This window comes from Novacetimonas pomaceti (genome assembly GCF_003207955.1).
Classification (GTDB): Bacteria; Pseudomonadota; Alphaproteobacteria; order Acetobacterales; family Acetobacteraceae; genus Novacetimonas; species Novacetimonas pomaceti.
The window spans coordinates 243,633-260,317 of sequence record NZ_NOXG01000001.1 but is presented as its reverse complement, the minus strand read 5'-3'; the positions used below and the strand labels follow the sequence as shown (position 1 = coordinate 260,317).

The window sequence follows — 16,685 nt, the reverse complement described above, 5'->3', positions numbered from 1 at the left end:
CAGCCATCCGCATGAACGCGACGCGCAGGGCCCGGGAACTGTCGCTGCGCGGCATCATCCTCGGGGCGCTCATCACACTCGTCTTTACCGCATCGAACATCTATCTCGGGCTGAAGGTGGGGCTGACCGTCGCGTCCTCCATTCCCGCCGCCGTCATTTCGATGGCGGTCCTGCGCGCGATGGGCGGCTCCAGCATCCTTGAAAACAACATCGTCCAGACGCAGGCCTCCGCCGCAGGGACGCTGTCATGCGTGTTCGCCTCCCTCCCCGCGCTGATCATGGTCGGCTACTGGCAGCATTTCCCGTTCATCGAAACCGCCCTCCTGTCGGCCGCGGGCGGCATGACGGGGGTGCTGTTCACCATTCCCCTGCGCCGCGCCATGGTGACGGAAAGCGCCCTGCCCTATCCCGAAGGGGTGGCGGCGGCCGAAATCCTCAAGGCCGGGGAAAAGGACACCAGTCCCGTGGCCCTGCGGGCGCTGACGGGCGGGGGCGTGATCGCGGCGATCGTCACCTTCGCATCGGGGGGGCTGCGGCTGCTGGCGGACGAGGCGTCCGTGACGCTGTCATGGGGACATGCGATCTTTCGCGGCTCATGCGGCTTTTCACTGGCGATGCTGGGCGCGGGCTATCTGGTGGGAATCGAAGGCGGGCTTGCGATGCTGCTGGGCGCGGTGATGGCATGGGGCGGCTTCGTGCCGTTCCTGACGGCGCATGAGGCAAACCCCGCGCACCTTGGCCCCGACGCATACGCCACCGGCGTATGGATGCATGACGTGCGCTTTATCGGGGCGGGCATGATCGCCGTTGCCTCCATCTGGACGCTGGGATGCATGATGGGGCCGATCATCGGCGGCATCCGCGCCAGCCTGCGCGCGGCCCCCGCCGGTGGCAGGCCCGATGATGGCGGCGACCTGCCCCTGCGGCAGGTCGGGCTGCTGGCGGCGGGGATCAGCGTTGTCCTGACGGGCATGTTCATCGCCTTCCTTGCGCCGTTTGGCGGCGTGACCGCAGGCACCGTCGGGCTGGCGCTGACGGGAACGGCCTGCTGCATGCTGATCGGCTTCCTCGTGGCCGCGACGTGCGGATACATGGCGGGAATCGTGGGCTCTTCCTCCTCCCCCATTTCGGGCATCGCCATCGTGGCGGTGATCCTTATCGCGTCCCTGTTCATCGGCATGCGCGCGCTGGGACTGTTTCCCGCGTCGGTTGGCGAACATGGCGGCATCGCGTTCTGCCTGTACATCCTGTCGGCGCTGATCGCGTCCGCCGCGATTTCCAACGACAACCTGCAGGACCTCAAGACAGGGCAGCTGGTGGGCGCCACGCCATGGCGCCAGCAGGTCGCGCTGCTGATCGGATGCGCGACCGGCGCGCTGGTGATCCCGCCGGTGCTGAACATCCTTTACCAGACCTATGGCTTTGTCGGGTACCTGCCCCATCCGGGCATGGACCCGACACGCGCGCTGGCGGCCCCGCAGCCCGCGCTGCTGATGATGATCGCATCGGGCATCTTCCTCCACCAGCTGGACTGGAACATGCTCGCCATTGGCGGGGTTCTTGCCGTCGCGACCATCGCGACCGACCTGCTGCTGCGCCGCCGGGGCCGTTCGCTGCCGCCGCTGGCGGTGGGGATCGGCATCTACCTGCCGCCCGCCGTGACCGTCACCCTGGCGGTGGGCGCGCTGGTGGGATGGATATGCAACCGACGCACCGCCCCTTCCCTCACCGGGTCCTCGCAGGTCGGCACGATGCTGGCGTCCGGGCTGATCGTGGGGGAAAGCCTGATGGGGGTCGCACTGTCGGCGGTCGCGGGGTTCGCCGGACGGGACAGCGCGCTGTCGATCCTGCCTGCGGGCGTTCCCGCCATCGTGCCGGAAATGGCCGGCGCGATGGTTTTCGCAGGAATGTGCGTGTGGTTTATCCGCTATGTCCTGCATGCGCGATAGGCGGCCGAATCGCCCTGTGCCGCCACCTGCGCCCCGGATGGCGACAGATGGGGGGCATGCATGCCCGATGCCGGGCGATAGACCTCGGGGTCCTATGATGGCAGCATCAGGGCATGGCATTACGATTCAGCGAACTTGATTTCCCCCGCCCGACCAGGGAAAGGCTTGCCCTCAGATTCGGACAGGTTTCCACCCTTCTGGACCAGGACCGGCGCGCCGACGCGCTGATGCTGTTCGATACGATCCGCCGGGATTACGAAAGCTGGTCCGCGATGACGGACCTGCGTTTTTCGCAGGATACGACCTCCGCCGCCAATAGGGAGGAACGTGATTACGCGGATTCCCTGACGCCCTATGTTACGGCGTTCGAGGTCGCGATCAAGCGGCGGCTGCTTGATGACCCGGACCAGCAGGCCGTGGGCGCCGCGCTGAGCCCGCATACGCTGGAGCTGTGGCGGACGGACATCACGACGTTTGATTCGCGAATCGCCGACGCGCTGGAGGAGGAAGCCCGGCTGAGCGGGGAATACACCGCGCTGATCGCATCCGCCCGGCTGTCGATCGGAGGGGAGATCGTCAACCTGTCCGGCCTTGCCCCCTATGCCGAAAGCACCGACCGCGCCACCCGCGAACAGGCGGAGCGGGTGCGATGGGAATTCTTCGCCACGAACGGGCCGCAGCTCGACACGCTGTTCGACCGTCTGGTGCATGTCCGCGCCGACATGGCCACCGCCCTTGGATATGACGCCTATACCGCGCTGGCCTATCGCCGGATGCGGCGGGTGGATTACGGCCCGCAGGATGTCGCCCGCTTTCGCGAGGAGGTCCGCACGCATGTCGTCCCGCTGGTGCAGCGCATCCTTGAACGCCGCCGCGCCACGATGGGATGGGAATGCCTGTATTCATGGGACGAACCGCTGATCGATCCCATGGGAAACCCACGCCCCATCGGCGGCCATGACGTGCTGGTGCGGCAGGCGCAGGTAATGTTTGACCGCATGGGCGGCGATCTGGGCCCGTTCTACCGCCAGATGCGCGAAGGCGGGTTCCTTGACCTGCAGAACCGCGAAGGCAAGGCGGGCGGCGGGTTCTGCACCTCCTTCCCCACGGTGGGGATGCCCTTCATCTTTGCCAATTTCAACGGGACGCAGCACGACATCAACGTGTTCACCCATGAAATGGGCCATGCCTACCAGAACTGGAAAAGTCGCGGGCTGCCTGCGGTGGACCTGTTGTGGCCGACGATGGACGCGGCGGAAATCAATTCCATGGCGCTGGAATTCCTGACATGGCCCCACATGGACCTGATGGTGGCGCAGGGCGAGGCGGAGCGCTTCCGGCAGATGCACCTGATCGGTTCGCTCTCCTTCCTGCCCTATGGCGTGTGCGTGGATCATTTCCAGCATGAAATCTATGCCCGCCCGGACATGACCCCGGCCCAGCGCCACGACCTGTGGCGCGAGATGGAACGCCGTTACCTGCCATGGCGCGATTATGGGGGGATCGCCCACCCGTCGGCCGGCGGCCGGTGGCAGGCGCAGGGGCATATCTACCGCTCGCCCTTCTATTACATCGATTACGCGCTGGCGCTGTGCTGCGCGCTGCAGTTCTGGCAGCGCAGCCGCGCCGATCAGGACCGGGCGCTGCGCGATTACGTGGCCCTGTGCGAACGTGGCGGGTCGGCCCCCTTTACCGACCTGGTGCGCCAGGCGGGACTGACCTCCCCGTTCCAGCCCGGCGCGCTGGAGGAAACGGTGCGCGAGGCGGCGCGTTACCTCAATATCGCGCTGCCGGGGGAATGAAGCAAAGCCCCCTGCGCCGCGTCAGGTGCGCGCATCCCAGCTGGCCAGCAGGTCAATCACCGCCTGCGAGGACATGGAACGCGCATCCCCCAGCGCCGTCAGTCCGTCGGCATTGAGCAGTTTTCCCTGCGCCGTCAGGATCAGGACCGTGGGCACCGCCTCTATGTGGAGGCCGCGTTGCGTCAGGAACTCCAGATTGGTATTCATGCGTTCGACATTGATCATCGCCACCACGAAATGCCGCGCGATCCATGGGGCGACGGCGGGATCCTCCATCAGGCCCGACAGGATCCGGCAGTCGGGACACCAGTTCCCGCCAAAATCCAGCAGCACCTTGCGCCCTGTCGCCCGCGCCTGCTCAAAGGCCTTTGATATCTGCTCCTGCGCCCCGGCGGCCGGGCCATAAGGCTGCGCCGGGACCGTGGGCCTGAGGTCGCCCACCTGCGGCGGGGTATCCGCCCGGGCCAGATGCGTGACCCATGACACCATTGCCACCACCGCCCCCGCCAGCAGGCCCGTACGCCTGATGGCGCGTGACACACGTCCCGACGGATTATTCATGCCAGCCTGTTCCCATCGTGCCATTTTCCCGCTTGCGACCCATGTCGGGTCCCGAAAGCAAGGTAGCCTAGCCGCATGAAGAATGACGACGCAACTTCCGGTGTTCCCCTGACGCGCACATTGCTGAAAACAGGCTGTGTCCTGGTGCTTACGGTCCTGCTGATGGCCAGCCTGCGCTACAGCGCCACGGTCGCGGCCCTTGTCGACCGCATCGCCGGATCGGACATGTGGCTGATGGTCTATCGCCTGACAGGCGCGGCGGACGAGACCGATCGCGAACGCACCATCATCATGGCCGTTGCCCTTGTCTGCTGCGTGATCGCCATCGGGATCGTCCATGCGGGCGAATACCTGATCGAACGTCGGCGCCGGCGTCGCCACACCCCGTCCTGACCCGCCCGCGCGTCGCCTATGCGACCTGCGGCGTGCCCTCGCGCGTCCAGAAGAATGTCAGTTCGTGCTTGTTGTTCCACAGATGCCGCACCGTGCCGCCCGGCAGGGCCGCGAACTGCTCCGCCGTGTCATGGTCGGTCTCGCCCTGGAACTTTATGGTCAGGACCATCCGCGCGGCCCGGCCGCTTTCGATCCAGCGCCGCGCCAGCCCCAGCAGGCGCGCGGGATAGGCGATGATGTCCGACAGCAGCCAGTCCACGGGCGGAAGCGTCGCGGGATCAAGGCCAAAGGCGCTTTCGCGACGTGTGCTCACCCCCGCCATCGCCGCGACGCGCGGGTCGAGGTCGGCGCGATCCACCGCGATCACCTCCGCACCGCACCGCGCGGCCACCCATGTCCATCCCCCCGGCGAAGCGCCCAGGTCAAGGCACGTCTCCCCCCTGCCGGGCCAGCGCCCCAGGCGCGTGAAGGCCTCCCACAGCTTGAGATAGGCGCGCGAGGGTGGCCCCTGCCGGTCCTCCACGAAATGGACCTCCCCGTTGACGAAGGGCGAGGTCTTGCGCGGCGACAGCAGCATCCTGTCGGCGGACAGCAGCGTCCATGCCCCGAGATGCCCCTGCGGCGGGAGGGAGGGGAAAACCAGCGGCCGCGCGCTCAGCGGGGGCAGGTTCTGCGCAATCAGCGCGGAGCGGCGATGCAGGTCGGGCGCATACCCGGCCCAGTTGCGCTGGATCGCGCGCAGGTCACGCGCCGCCCCCTTGATGGAGGACACGTCGCATATCCGTGGCGCGGTCCATGTCTCCAGCGCCCAGGCGCTGCGCACCGGCGGCGCGGATGTCAGCGCAAGGCGGCCGTGCCAGGTGACATCCACGCCCTGCCGATGCAGTTCGTGTTCCAGCGGTGCCTCGAACCCCGGCGCGGCAAGGTACGCCGCGGCAACCGGCATGTCGCCTGCCGCCGCGCCGGACGGTGCGGGCATGCGGCGGGCGTCTTCCCCGCCGTTCATGAACGGATGATCCCGACCGCGAGCAGCAGCCATGACAGCATCAGCAGGCTGCCGCCGGTGGGCGCCACCGCGCCCAGATGCACCCCGGTAAATGCCGTGAAATAGACCGCCCCGCAGAATATGCACATCCCCGCCGCCATGGTGCATCCCGCCAGTGATACCAGCCACCGGCAGCCGACCTGCATCATGATGACGCCGATCGCCAGCAGCGCCAGGGCATGCCACATTTCCATCTGTATGGCCTGTCGCGCCATATCCCGCCCGCCCGCGCCAAAGAAATGGTCCGGCAGGTGCGCGACGAACGCACCCGCGATCACGCCGATCAGCGCGGCAAAGGCGGCAAGGGACATCAAAAAGCGAATGACAGTCGGCATCGGGGCATCCACGACAGGGAATAGCAGGGGCACGGAGGAAAGGATCCGCGTATCGCGCGATCATGTAACCCATAAACCACGCATGGCCCATACAGGTCACGACGCCATGTTCCATGTTACGCCTGCATGGGACCGTCGCGGAGGATCGCCATAGGGACCCCACGGGCGCGGGCATCGCATCCACGCGTCACGCGCGCGCCCGGTCCGTATCATCCTGCCCTGCCTGTCCCGCCCGGCACGGGCCGCCATGATCGCGAAGATGACGAAAATACCGATAAAACCTTTAATGCGGGTTTGTCGGCAGGGGCAAAACTGCTAGACTTTCCCACACGTTCAGCGGGTCGTCCGAATATTTCTCATTAGGAAACTGATACATGAAAAAATACGCTGCCTGGTTTCTCTGCGCTTCGGTCGCAGTGCTGCCTGTCACTTCCTTTGCACGTGCCCCGAAAACCGCAGCCCCCCCGGCACCGCCGCCTTTCACTGATTCGGACACGACCTTCGCCGAGAACGCCACCGAGGTGAACACGTTCGAAATCGAGATTTCGCAGCTGGCCACGACCCAGGCAAAGCGTGGCAAGGTAAAGGACATGGCCGCCGACCTGGTCAAGCAGCATACCGAAAACCAGAACAAGCTGTCCGCCCTGGCCCTGCAGCATGGCCTTGAGCTGAACAAGGACATGAGCACCGACGAACAGCAGATCATCGATCGCCTGAAGACCGAAAAGGGTCACAAGTTCGACCGCGACTACCTCGATATCGAGGCGCAGTCCCACAGCGATGCGCTCGCCATGTTCCAGAACGAGGCGGAATCCGCGTCCGATCCCGACCTGAAGGCCTATGCCTCCGCCACGGCGGACGCGACGCAGGCGCACCTGAACGCGACGCTGAAGCTGGGCGCGAAAAAGCCGACCGCGACCCACTGACCCGCACCGGCGACAGCCTGCCGTCCGCGCAATATGCCCCTTGCGCGACATGACGGGGCAGACTGTCGCCATCCCGTCCCCCGCCCCATTTCCAGCTGACCCATAACGCGCGGATAGAGAACTGATGACCATTCGGATCGACCGGGTTGTGACCCGTGGCGGGGACAAAGGACGGACATCACTGGGCAATGGCGCACGCGTTGAAAAGGACGACCTGAGGATCGAGGCGCTGGGCACGCTGGATGAGGCCAATGCCGTCATCGGCGTGCTGCGGGCGGCCTGCACGCCCCCGGCACAGGATACGCCCCAGCCGCAGGAAGTGGCGTTCCTGCGGCGCATCCAGTCACTGCTGTTCGATATCGGGGGCATTGTCTGCCAGCCGGACAAGGGGCCGGAGGCATTCGCGGCCGGCCCTGCCGCGATGTATGTCCTGGAACGCGAAATCGAACGCCTGCGCGCGGCACAGGCCCCGCTGACCAGTTTCGTCCTGCCGGGGGGAACGCCCGCGGCGGCGCAGGCGCATCTGGCCCGCACCGTCATCCGCCGCGCGGAACGGCGCATGGTCAGCCTGCATCGCGCAGCACCACTGGATGGCACGATCCTTGCCTGCCTGAACCGGCTGTCGGATTATTTCTTCGTGCTGGGACGGCACCTCAATGCCGATGGGCGCGATGATATTTCATGGCTGCCCGACAGTTTCTGCGACTGATCAGGCGCCCTCCAGCCCCCGCAGGGCCGCGCAGGCGGCCTCCAGCAGCTCCTCACGCGTGGCGCTGGCGTCGAGTTCAAGAACGATTTCATCCTCCAGCGGCTCTTCCAGCGTGGCGAACTGACTGTCCAGCATGCTGGGCGGCATGAAATGTCCGCTGCGTTCCTGCAGGCGCGCCTTTACGCCGTCACGGCTGCCCTTCAGATAGACGAAACAGACCCGCTCATGCCCATTTGAAATGACCGTGCGGTATTTCCGTTTCAGCGATGAACAGGTCAGCACGCCCTTCTGCCGCGCGGTGACCCATTGCCTGACCTGTTCGCCGATCTGTTCCAGCCACGGCTGCCGGTCCGCATCCGTAAGCGGCGTTCCCGACGCCATCTTGGCGATATTGGCGGGCGGATGAAGGTCGTCGCCTTCGACCACGGGGCATCCCAGGCGCTCCGCCAGCATCTGGGCGAAGGTGGACTTCCCGCAGCCCGACACCCCCATGACCACCAGCACGCAGGGGCTTCCGGTTTTTTCCAGCATGGGCGACGGACGCGCCAGTCCCTGCACCGTGATGGACGTATTTTCCGACATCACACACCCTGCCCCCGGCATTGTTTCGTTCATTCTTGGACCCGCTTCCTTCCGGGTCATGTCCCGCCGGCATGCTTATGGGCGGTTCGGGTTGCGATGCTATCGCTTTCACACAGGAAGGTTCAATACTGGCCTGACAGAAAAAACCTTACCACAAGACCATGTGATGGATGCATGACATATCCATATCGAAACATATATTCCTATACTTCATGGATGGCAACAATACCGCGCCCGTTCCGCACAAAACAGATCCTGTTCGCTGGCGCTGCGATGTGAACGCAAGTAATACTTGCATTCCATGCAAAAATGAACATCCGACAATATCTGGATGGATGCTTGCATTCCCATGTGAATAAAGGTTACATAGTCGGGAAGTCATCTTCAGGTGTGAAATCTTGGAATATCGAAAATAGGAATAATTTCCTATTTCATGCATTGGTATTCCTTTCCCCAGATCCTCGGCTTTGTATCTATCAAAGAGTCTGACCGTGTCATCATATAATGAATTCCTGTCCTTCCCCGGTGAAGAAGATCAGGATGCCTCCCCTCACCGCGACGAAGTCAATGAAATGGCCCTGCGTCAGGCGCTTGAACGTCTGGGCAAGGGGCAGCAGCAGGGCAAGGCGCCCGCGCGTCCGTCCACCCCTGAACAGCCCCGACGCCCGCAGCAGCCCAAGCGGCAGCCGCGACTGCCCGAAACCGGGGCGCGCCGCCGCAAGTTCGTGCAGGACGGTGATGTCCGCGTGGAACACCACAATATTTCGACGCGCCCGACATCCACGCGCACGCTTCATGTACAGGCCGAAAGCAGCGGCGAACTGGAACAGCTGCGCAACCGGATCCAGATCGAACAGAAACTGCGTGAAACCGCCGAACGCCAGCGGCATGAAGTGCTGGGCAATATCCGGGGACTGGAAACCCGGATCGGCCATGCGGAAATCATGCTGGGCGAAGCCAAGAACACGATCGCGCGCAAGGACGAGGAAATACTTGGCCTCAAGACCGAACTGTACGCGGCACAGGCGCAGATCGAACAGCTGAAGGAAGAAAACGCCTCCGCCCGCCGCGCGCGCGTGACGGCACAGGCGCCCCGGCGTGTTCAGGCGCCCGTCATCGATACGGTCGGGGAAGAGGAAGAAGAAGAGCCAGTAAAATGGTGGATCCGCAAGAAATAAACCTGACATCAGCCGGGACGTTATTTCCGGACATGCCGGGCCCTGACCATCTGCGCCCGTCACCATAGAACACGCTTGCCGCACTGCTAGCCGGCATGGAGGCACGACGGATGCACGACCATCCGATGACACCCGCACAGCAGCGACGGATCGGACTGGTGATCGTGGCGCTGAGCACCAGTTCGTCCGTGGCCATATTGCTGCTCATCCCCCTCGTCAGTGGCCTTGTCAGCCTGCTGCGCGACGTGCTGAGCGTGCTGATCCTGCCCTTTTCGCTGATGTTCGGCATGAGCGGCACGTCCGTGGACCAGTCATCAGCCCTTAGCCAGATCATAGACAGCATGGGCCATGGCGCGGGACAGCACCCCCTGCGCACGGCAGCGGGTGCTGTCATCGGCATCGGCGGGGCCTTTGCCTTCGTCATGGCGGAACGGGTGGGCGGACGACTGGCCTACGTCACCGCCATGGTCGCAACCGGCGTCGCCATGGGGCTGTGCGGTTTTCCGGTGGCCGCGTTCCTTCTGCCAGCCATCCTGACAGAAGGCATATTCGCGCTTTCCCCGCCGGCAACCGACGGACAGACGTCAGGTTAGCCCGGCGACGAACCGCGCAATGCGACCACAGGCGTCGCGCAGGATATCGTCGGAGGTCGCATAGGACAGCCGTATATACGGCCCCTTGCCAAAGGCGCTGCCGTGGACGACCGCGACATGCTCCTCCTCCAGCAGGGCGATGGCGAAATCCTCGTCCGTGTCCAGGCGTCGGCCGCCCGCGCTGGTCCGGCCGATGCACGCCGCAATCCCCGGATAGACATAGAACGCGCCCTGGGGCATTGCGCAGGTCAGCTGCGGGATCTGGCGCAGCGCGGACACGACCATCCTGCGGCGACGGTCATAGGTTTCGCGCATCACCTCCACCACACCCGGCGGCCCATCAAGGGCCGCGACGGACGCCGCCTGGCTGATGCTGCAGATGCCAGAGGTGGAACTGCCCTGTATGCTGCCCATCGCGCGGATCAGCCAGGCGGGACCCCCGACATAGCCCACGCGCCAGCCGGTCATGGCATAGGCCTTGGACACGCCATTGAGCGTCAGGACACGCGGCTTCAGGTCAGGCGCGACCTGCGCGATGGAAACATGCGTCTTCCCGTCATAGACGAGATGCTCATAAATCTCATCCGACAGGACATGGACCTGTGGGTGGCGGCGCAGGACTTCGGCGATCGCCTCAAGGTCGGCGCGGGTGGTCGTGGCCCCTGTCGGATTGTTGGGAAAGTTGAGCACGAGCCACTTGGTGCGCGGCGTGATCGCGGCCTCCAGCGCCGCCGCGCCCAGACGGAACCCCGTCTCCTCCGGACAGTCGACGAAAACCGGCACGCCACCGAACAGGCTGATGATCAGCGGATAGCTGACCCAGTAGGGAGAGGGGACGATCACCTCGTCCCCCGGGTTGAGGGTCGCCATGAACGCGTTGAAGATGACCTGCTTGCCTCCATTGGAAACCATTATTTCCGACGGTTCGTAGGTCAGGCCGTTTTCACGCGCGAATTTCCTGATGATCGCGGCCTTGAGCGCGGGCGTCCCCTCCACGGGCGGATATTTCGTCTGCCCGTCAAGGGCCGCGCGATGGGCGGCCTCGATCACCTCGGCGGGCGTCGGGAAATCCGGCTCCCCCAGCGCGAGGGACAGCACCTCTTCCCCCCGTCCGCGCAGCGCGCGCGCGCGCTGGGCCATGGCGATGGTGGCCGGTACCTCCAGCCGCGTCATGCATCCCGACAGGAACCCGTCGGCGGCAGCATCGTCATTATTACCGGTTGCCATAATCGTCCGTCCCCTTCTCAGCGCCGCAGGCCGCCACAGAAACGCTGGATGCGCAGGCAGGCCTCCTTCAGGCTTTCGGTGTCGGTGGCATACGAAATGCGGAAATGCCCGGCGAACATGAAGGCACTGCCATGGACGGCCGCCACGCCTTCCTCATCCAGAAGGGCGGTCACGAAATCCCGGTCGCTGTCGATACGCGCGCCACCCGCGCTGGTGCTGCCCAGGCAGCCCCGCAGCGAGGGGAAGACATAGAACGCGCCCTCCGGCGTTGCGCATCGCAGGCCGGAGGCCTGGTTGAGCATGCCAACCACAAGATCGCGCCGCTGCTGATAGGTGGCGACCATTTCGGCGATGAAATCCTGCGGGCCGCTCAGCGCTTCCAGCGCCGCCGCCTGACTGATGGAGGACGGGCCGGAGGTGGACTGTCCCTGCAGCTTGTTCATGGCGCGGATCAGTTCCACCGGCGCGCCGGCGAAACCGATACGCCAGCCGGTCATGGCATAGGCCTTGGACACGCCATTCATGGTGATCGTGCGATCGCGCAGGCGGGGTTCGACCTGCACGATGGTGGCGGGCCTGAACCCGTCATACACCAGCTTGTCATAGATATCGTCGGTCAGGATCCACACATCGGGATGACGCAGCAGCACATCGCACAGCCCGCGCAGTTCCGCGGCACTGTAGGCCGCCCCGGTCGGGTTGTTGGGCGAATTGAGCAGCAGCCACTTGGTGCGCGGCGTGATCGCGGCCTCCAGGTCGGCAGGACGCATCTTGAAGCCGTGTTCGGCCATGCACGGCACGACAATGGGCGTCCCTTCGGCCAGGGCGACGATATCGGGATACGAAACCCAGCAGGGCGCGGGAATGATCGCCTCGTCCCCGGGGTTTATGGTCGCGACCATCGCGTTGTAGATGACCTGCTTCCCCCCGGAGGAGACGATGATTTCATCGGACGTGTAATCCAGCCCGGAATCAAGGCGGAACCGTTCGGCCACCGCCCGGCGCAGCGCGGGCGTGCCGGCCACGTCGGTATATTTCGTCTGTCCCTGTTCGATGGCGCGGATGGCCGCCTGCTTGATGTTGGCGGGCGTGTCGAAATCGGGTTCGCCCGCCGAAAGGCTGATGATATCCCTGCCCGCTGCTTTCAGTTCACGCGCCTTGGTGGAAATGGCGATCGTCTGGCTGGGGCTGATCCTGTCAAGACGGGCGGCGATGAGATCCATGAGACCGAAATCCATTGGCATGAAGTTACCGTTCCCTGCTGGAACGTCCGGGCGTGAACCCTAGTGCGAACCCGGCGCCGTGAAAACAGCACAAATGCAGCATGAGGCATGTTTGACCGCCGCCATCACCGGACACCATGGCCCGGCATCCCGTCACGCCAGCGGGCCGGGATATCCGGCGGCGGCGCGTACGTCACGCGGGCTCATCCCCTGTTCGCGCATGGCGGCGATGGTCATCGCGCGGTCGCGCTTGGCCAGCCTGCGGCCCGATGCGTCGCATAACAGCGGGTGATGCGCGTATTGGGGTTCCGCCCATCCCATCAGGTGCTGCAACAGGCGATGCAGGGAGGTCGCGGGACGCAGGTCCTCCCCCCGCGTGACCAGCGTGATGCCCTGCAGCGCGTCGTCATGCGTCACGCACAGGTGATAGGACGCCAGCACGTCCTTGCGCGCCAGCACCACGTCGCCGAACAGTTCCGGGCGGCACTTCTGCCGTCCCTCCCCCCTTTCGTGCCATGTCAGATCGCGCGCCCCCGGCACAGACAGGGCACGCTCCATATCAAGCCGCAGGGCATGGGGCGTTCCCGCCGCCAGCAGTGCGTCACGCCGCCACGCCGGCAGGTCGCGGCACGTGCCCGGATAGATCACGCTTCCATCCGGCGCGTGATGCGGCGCATGGGCCGACGCCGCGATTTCATCGGCGATGTCGCGGCGCGTGCAGAAACAGGGATAGACCAGCCCCCGTTCGCCAAGCCGCGCCAGCACCTGCGCGTAATCCCCCAGATGCCGCGACTGCCAGCGGACCGGTTCGGGCCAGCGCAGGCCAAGCCAGCGGAGATCGGACATCAGTTCATGCGCGAACGCCGCGCGGCACCGTCCGGGATCGATATCCTCGATCCGCAGCAAGAAGCGGCCTCCCGACTCGTTTGCCGGGCGCCATCCCGACAGGGCCGAGGCCACATGTCCCAGATGCAGTCCGCCGGTGGGGCTGGGGGCGAAACGGGTTATGTCAGGCATTTGTCACGCGATAACAGACAGGTAGCAAAAGAATACATCATACGCCCCCGGATGTCGGAACATGGCGGCCCAACATTCGCCACCGCCATCCCTTGCCACATCCGGGCAGGTCTGTAATAGATTTACAGGAGTTACTTCATGACGGCGCACATGATCGGCGTTCGGTTCAAAGTAAAGGACGCCTGAAGACTTGTGTGGCGGCATCACCTCAAGGATGCGCCCGTGCTTTCTGACAGTCAACATTTCCCGGCCCTCGTCCTGAATGCCGATTTCCGGCCCCTGTCCTATTTTCCACTGTCGCTGTGGTCCTGGCAGGATGCCATCAAGGCCGTCTGGCTGGACCGTGTTTCGGTCCTGAGCGAATATGACGAAATCGTACATTCCCCGTCACAGGAAGTCCGCCTGCCCAGCGTCATCGCGCTGAAGGATTACATACCGACCGCGCGACGGCCGGCATTCACGCGCTTCAACGTGTTCCTGCGCGACAATTTTTCCTGCCAGTACTGCAATACGCGCCTGCCGACGCATGACCTGACGTTCGATCATGTCATCCCACGGTCCAAGGGGGGACGCACCACGTGGCAGAACGTGGTCACGGCCTGCAGCCCATGCAACCTGATGAAGGGATCCTACATGCCGCACGAACTGCGCATGTATCCTTCACGCACGCCGCAGCAGCCCAGCAGCTGGGAACTGCAGGAAAATGGACGTTCCTTCCCGCCTAATTACCTGCATGAAAGCTGGCGCGACTACCTCTACTGGGACAGCGAGCTGGAAAACTGACGCAAGGCCCCTGCTCCCTGCGCATGCCCCGTCCCGGGGCAGCCCCACAGCGGCCAGGGATCAGCGGGTATAACTATATCCGTATTCGTCCGCCATCTTTTGCAGATCCGGCGCGTTGTGCAGGTTGAGTGGGATGGGCTGGGGGTTCTTTGACCCGATCGCAAAGTTATGATCGGTCATGCGCTGGCAGGTATTCGCCGCAAGTGGAAAGCTGAGGTGCATCTGCGTGCCGAGTTCCTTGCGCAGGCAACGGACATCGCTTTCATACGGCATGCGCCCGATTTCGGCGGAACACCCGCCCAGCGTCATCACGCCGCACGTCAGCAGCATCAGTGGACCCGTCACTTTTCGCAGTGTCTTGCGCTTCATCTCGCCCCCGGAGGTTAACGCCAAAGTGTGGCATGAAAGCGCATCCGGCGATAGGGCCGGCCCCAGCCAGACCCAGCCCAGCCCTTCGTTTTTCGCATGGGTCGGACCATAAACCCCGCGCAGGCCGCATTCCGGACCGGAGTGGCTGCGGTATCGCCTGAGCGCATAGGTGATATAACCGTGAACCGGGTGACATTATGAACGTATATTGTCACCCTGCGTGTTCTTATCCGGTTTCTTTCATAATTGGGTGCGATTTATAAAAGCGTCAAATATCAACGAGGGAAGTCTATAAATTCTTCCCCATATTGCGTATGTCGACGTCCGTACATGCCCTGCCCCCACCCATGCCCGAGGTGAAATAATGAGATTACTGGCCGTTCATCCAAGTTCGCTGATGTACACCAAGGTGTTTTTGCGACTGGAACCTCTGGGCCTGGAACTTGTCGCAGGCGCGGCCCGCGACAAGGGGCACGAGGTCGAGCTTATCGACCTGCAGGTGGAAAAGCACGCTGATTACTGGGAACGCATCGACCGCTTCCGTCCCCACGCCATCTGCTTTTCCGGCAACTATCTGGCGAACGTTCCGGAAATCATCGACCTGTGCAAGGAAACGCGCAAGCGCCTGCCCAATGTCTTCCTGTTCATCGGCGGGCATTCGATCTCGTTCATCGCCCGCGACGTGCTCGCGCTGTCCGACGGGGCGATCAACTGCGTGCTGAAGGGCGAAGGCGACGCCACCGTGGGCCTCCTGCTGGATGCATGGGACAAGGGCGAGGACCTGCTGGGTGTTCCGGGCGTCGTGACGATGGAAGGCGACGGGCCGCCGCCCATCTTCGTGGAAAACCTGGACGGCGTCCGCCCCGCGCGCGACCTTCTGCACCATCGCCGCAAGTATTTCATCGGAACCCTTGATCCCGCGGCCTCCATCGAATTTGCGCGTGGCTGCCCGTGGGACTGCACGTTCTGCAGCGCGTGGACGTTCTATGGCCGTTCCTACCGCACCGCCAGCCCGGAGGTGATCGGCCAGGAACTGCAGGAAATCAAGGAACCGGGCATCTTCATCGTCGATGACGTGGCCTTCGTCCATGCGGAACACGGCATGGCCATCGCGGCCGAAGTCCGCCGCCGTGGCATCAAGAAGGAATATTACCTTGAAACGCGCGCCGACGTGCTGCTGCGCAACAAGGACGTCTTTCGCGAATGGAAGGAAATCGGCCTCAGCTACATCTTCATCGGGCTTGAGGCCGTCGATGCCGAAGGGCTGAAGCGCTTCCGCAAGCGCGTGTCGATGGACCGCAATTTCGAGGCGCTTGACTATGCCCGTTCGCTTGACCTGATCGTCGCGATCAACCTGATCGCCGATCCGTCATGGGATCGCGAACGTTTCGAGGTCATCCGCCAGTGGTGCCTGGAAATTCCGGACATCGTCAACCTGTCGGTCACCACGCCGTATCCGGGCACCGAAATCTGGGAAAGCGAATCGCGCAAGCTGACGACCCGCGACTACCGCCTGTTCGACATCCAGCACGCGGTCATGCCGACCACCCTGCCCCTGCGCGAGTTCTATGAGGAACTGGTGAAGACGCAGCAGGTGCTGAACAACAAGCATCTGGGCTGGGCCGCGATCAAGGATACGCTGGGTATCGCGCTGCGCCTGGCGCTGCGGGGACAGACAAACTTCCTGACCATGATCTGGAAGTTCAATTCGGTCTTCAACCCCGACCTCCAGATGGCCGACCATGCGCGCAAGCCGGTCTATGAAATGCCGCTCAAGCCCGAGGGTACCAACCAGAAAATCGACCGCAAGACGCTGTATGTCCATGGCCCGGCCGGACGCAAGTCGCGCAAGCTGGATGACGCCACGGAAAAGTTCGTCGACGAAACCCGCATGAGCACGGTGGACTGACGCCACGACGGACCATGACGGCGGCGTGATGGGATGGGGCGGACGGGTTGCATCGGATCGCGCCCGTTCCAACATCTGCGTCAC

The 16,685-nt window shown here is 64.0% G+C and carries 17 protein-coding genes; 9 read left to right on the top strand and 8 right to left on the bottom strand.

Annotation, left to right across the window (positions count from 1 at the left end; translation table 11 throughout):
* The first annotated feature begins 11 nt into the window (after positions 1 to 11).
* A complete protein-coding gene (locus tag CFR71_RS01200) occupies positions 12 to 1,949 on the top strand; it encodes an OPT family oligopeptide transporter (RefSeq protein WP_110525978.1) in 1,938 nt (645 codons plus the stop codon).
* A 113-nt stretch (positions 1,950 to 2,062) separates the two neighbouring features.
* Positions 2,063 to 3,751 (top strand): M3 family oligoendopeptidase, encoded by a 1,689-nt coding sequence (locus CFR71_RS01195; RefSeq protein WP_110525975.1) that lies wholly within the window; start codon positions 2,063 to 2,065, stop codon positions 3,749 to 3,751.
* A gap of 21 nt (positions 3,752 to 3,772) precedes the next feature.
* Here the strand turns inward: CFR71_RS01195 and CFR71_RS01190 are convergent, their stop codons facing one another.
* Positions 3,773 to 4,312, bottom strand: a complete 540-nt coding sequence (locus CFR71_RS01190) for a thioredoxin family protein (RefSeq protein WP_110526594.1) — start codon at positions 4,310 to 4,312, stop codon at positions 3,773 to 3,775.
* A 75-nt stretch (positions 4,313 to 4,387) separates the two neighbouring features.
* On the opposite strand from CFR71_RS01190, the gene CFR71_RS01185 reads away from it, so the two are divergent.
* Entirely contained in the window at positions 4,388 to 4,705 is a 318-nt protein-coding gene (locus CFR71_RS01185; protein WP_110525972.1) for a hypothetical protein, read from the top strand.
* 16 nt (positions 4,706 to 4,721) lie between these two features.
* On the opposite strand, the gene CFR71_RS01180 is transcribed toward CFR71_RS01185, so the two are convergent.
* Together CFR71_RS01180 and CFR71_RS01175 are read right to left on the bottom strand one after the other, a co-directional pair.
* Positions 4,722 to 5,651, bottom strand: coding sequence for an SAM-dependent methyltransferase (locus tag CFR71_RS01180; RefSeq protein WP_206057915.1), 930 nt, complete (start codon positions 5,649 to 5,651; stop codon positions 4,722 to 4,724).
* 56 nt (positions 5,652 to 5,707) lie between these two features.
* Positions 5,708 to 6,085, bottom strand: coding sequence for a DUF423 domain-containing protein (locus tag CFR71_RS01175; RefSeq protein ID WP_239020216.1), 378 nt, complete (start codon positions 6,083 to 6,085; stop codon positions 5,708 to 5,710).
* A gap of 374 nt (positions 6,086 to 6,459) precedes the next feature.
* On the opposite strand from CFR71_RS01175, the gene CFR71_RS01170 reads away from it, so the two are divergent.
* Both CFR71_RS01170 and CFR71_RS01165 read left to right on the top strand, forming a co-directional pair.
* Positions 6,460 to 7,011 (top strand): DUF4142 domain-containing protein, encoded by a 552-nt coding sequence (locus tag CFR71_RS01170; RefSeq protein ID WP_110525969.1) that lies wholly within the window; start codon positions 6,460 to 6,462, stop codon positions 7,009 to 7,011.
* A gap of 124 nt (positions 7,012 to 7,135) precedes the next feature.
* A complete protein-coding gene (locus tag CFR71_RS01165; protein WP_110525966.1) occupies positions 7,136 to 7,720 on the top strand; it encodes a cob(I)yrinic acid a,c-diamide adenosyltransferase in 585 nt (194 codons plus the stop codon).
* On the opposite strand, the gene CFR71_RS01160 is transcribed toward CFR71_RS01165, so the two are convergent.
* Positions 7,721 to 8,251, bottom strand: a complete 531-nt coding sequence (locus tag CFR71_RS01160) for a gluconokinase (RefSeq protein ID WP_239019390.1) — start codon at positions 8,249 to 8,251, stop codon at positions 7,721 to 7,723.
* Between the two features lie 542 nt (positions 8,252 to 8,793).
* Between CFR71_RS01160 and CFR71_RS01155 the strand changes: the two genes are divergently transcribed.
* Positions 8,794 to 9,480: a coiled-coil domain-containing protein gene (locus CFR71_RS01155; protein ID WP_110525961.1), complete on the top strand. Its 687-nt coding sequence runs from the start codon at positions 8,794 to 8,796 to the stop codon at positions 9,478 to 9,480.
* Positions 9,481 to 9,590: 110 nt separating this feature from the next.
* Positions 9,591 to 10,073 carry a hypothetical protein gene (locus CFR71_RS01150; protein WP_110525957.1) on the top strand — a complete coding sequence of 161 codons (483 nt, stop codon included), beginning with the start codon at positions 9,591 to 9,593 and terminating at the stop codon, positions 10,071 to 10,073.
* Here the strand turns inward: CFR71_RS01150 and CFR71_RS01145 are convergent.
* The 3 genes from CFR71_RS01145 to gluQRS form a co-directional block, all read right to left on the bottom strand.
* On the bottom strand, positions 10,065 to 11,246 hold the full coding sequence (locus tag CFR71_RS01145) for a pyridoxal phosphate-dependent aminotransferase (protein WP_110526588.1): 1,182 nt from the start codon (positions 11,244 to 11,246) through the stop codon (positions 10,065 to 10,067). The genes CFR71_RS01150 and CFR71_RS01145 overlap by 9 nt on opposite strands.
* 71 nt (positions 11,247 to 11,317) lie before the next feature.
* On the bottom strand, positions 11,318 to 12,523 hold the full coding sequence (locus tag CFR71_RS01140) for a pyridoxal phosphate-dependent aminotransferase (RefSeq protein ID WP_110526586.1): 1,206 nt from the start codon (positions 12,521 to 12,523) through the stop codon (positions 11,318 to 11,320).
* Positions 12,524 to 12,676: 153 nt separating this feature from the next.
* Entirely contained in the window at positions 12,677 to 13,540 is an 864-nt protein-coding gene (gene gluQRS, locus CFR71_RS01135) for a tRNA glutamyl-Q(34) synthetase GluQRS (protein WP_110525954.1), read from the bottom strand.
* A gap of 222 nt (positions 13,541 to 13,762) precedes the next feature.
* Here gluQRS and CFR71_RS01130 point away from each other — a divergent pair, with 222 nt between their 5' ends.
* The gene (locus tag CFR71_RS01130) at positions 13,763 to 14,323 is read left to right on the top strand and encodes an HNH endonuclease (RefSeq protein WP_110526585.1); all 561 of its coding nucleotides are present in this window, start codon (positions 13,763 to 13,765) and stop codon (positions 14,321 to 14,323) included.
* Positions 14,324 to 14,383: 60 nt separating this feature from the next.
* Here the strand turns inward: CFR71_RS01130 and CFR71_RS01125 are convergent, their stop codons facing one another.
* Positions 14,384 to 14,692, bottom strand: a complete 309-nt coding sequence (locus CFR71_RS01125; protein ID WP_110525951.1) for a hypothetical protein — start codon at positions 14,690 to 14,692, stop codon at positions 14,384 to 14,386.
* A 364-nt stretch (positions 14,693 to 15,056) separates the two neighbouring features.
* On the opposite strand from CFR71_RS01125, the gene hpnR reads away from it, so the two are divergent.
* Positions 15,057 to 16,601 carry a hopanoid C-3 methylase HpnR gene (hpnR, locus tag CFR71_RS01120; protein WP_110525948.1) on the top strand — a complete coding sequence of 515 codons (1,545 nt, stop codon included), beginning with the start codon at positions 15,057 to 15,059 and terminating at the stop codon, positions 16,599 to 16,601.
* Positions 16,602 to 16,685 lie beyond the last annotated feature (84 nt).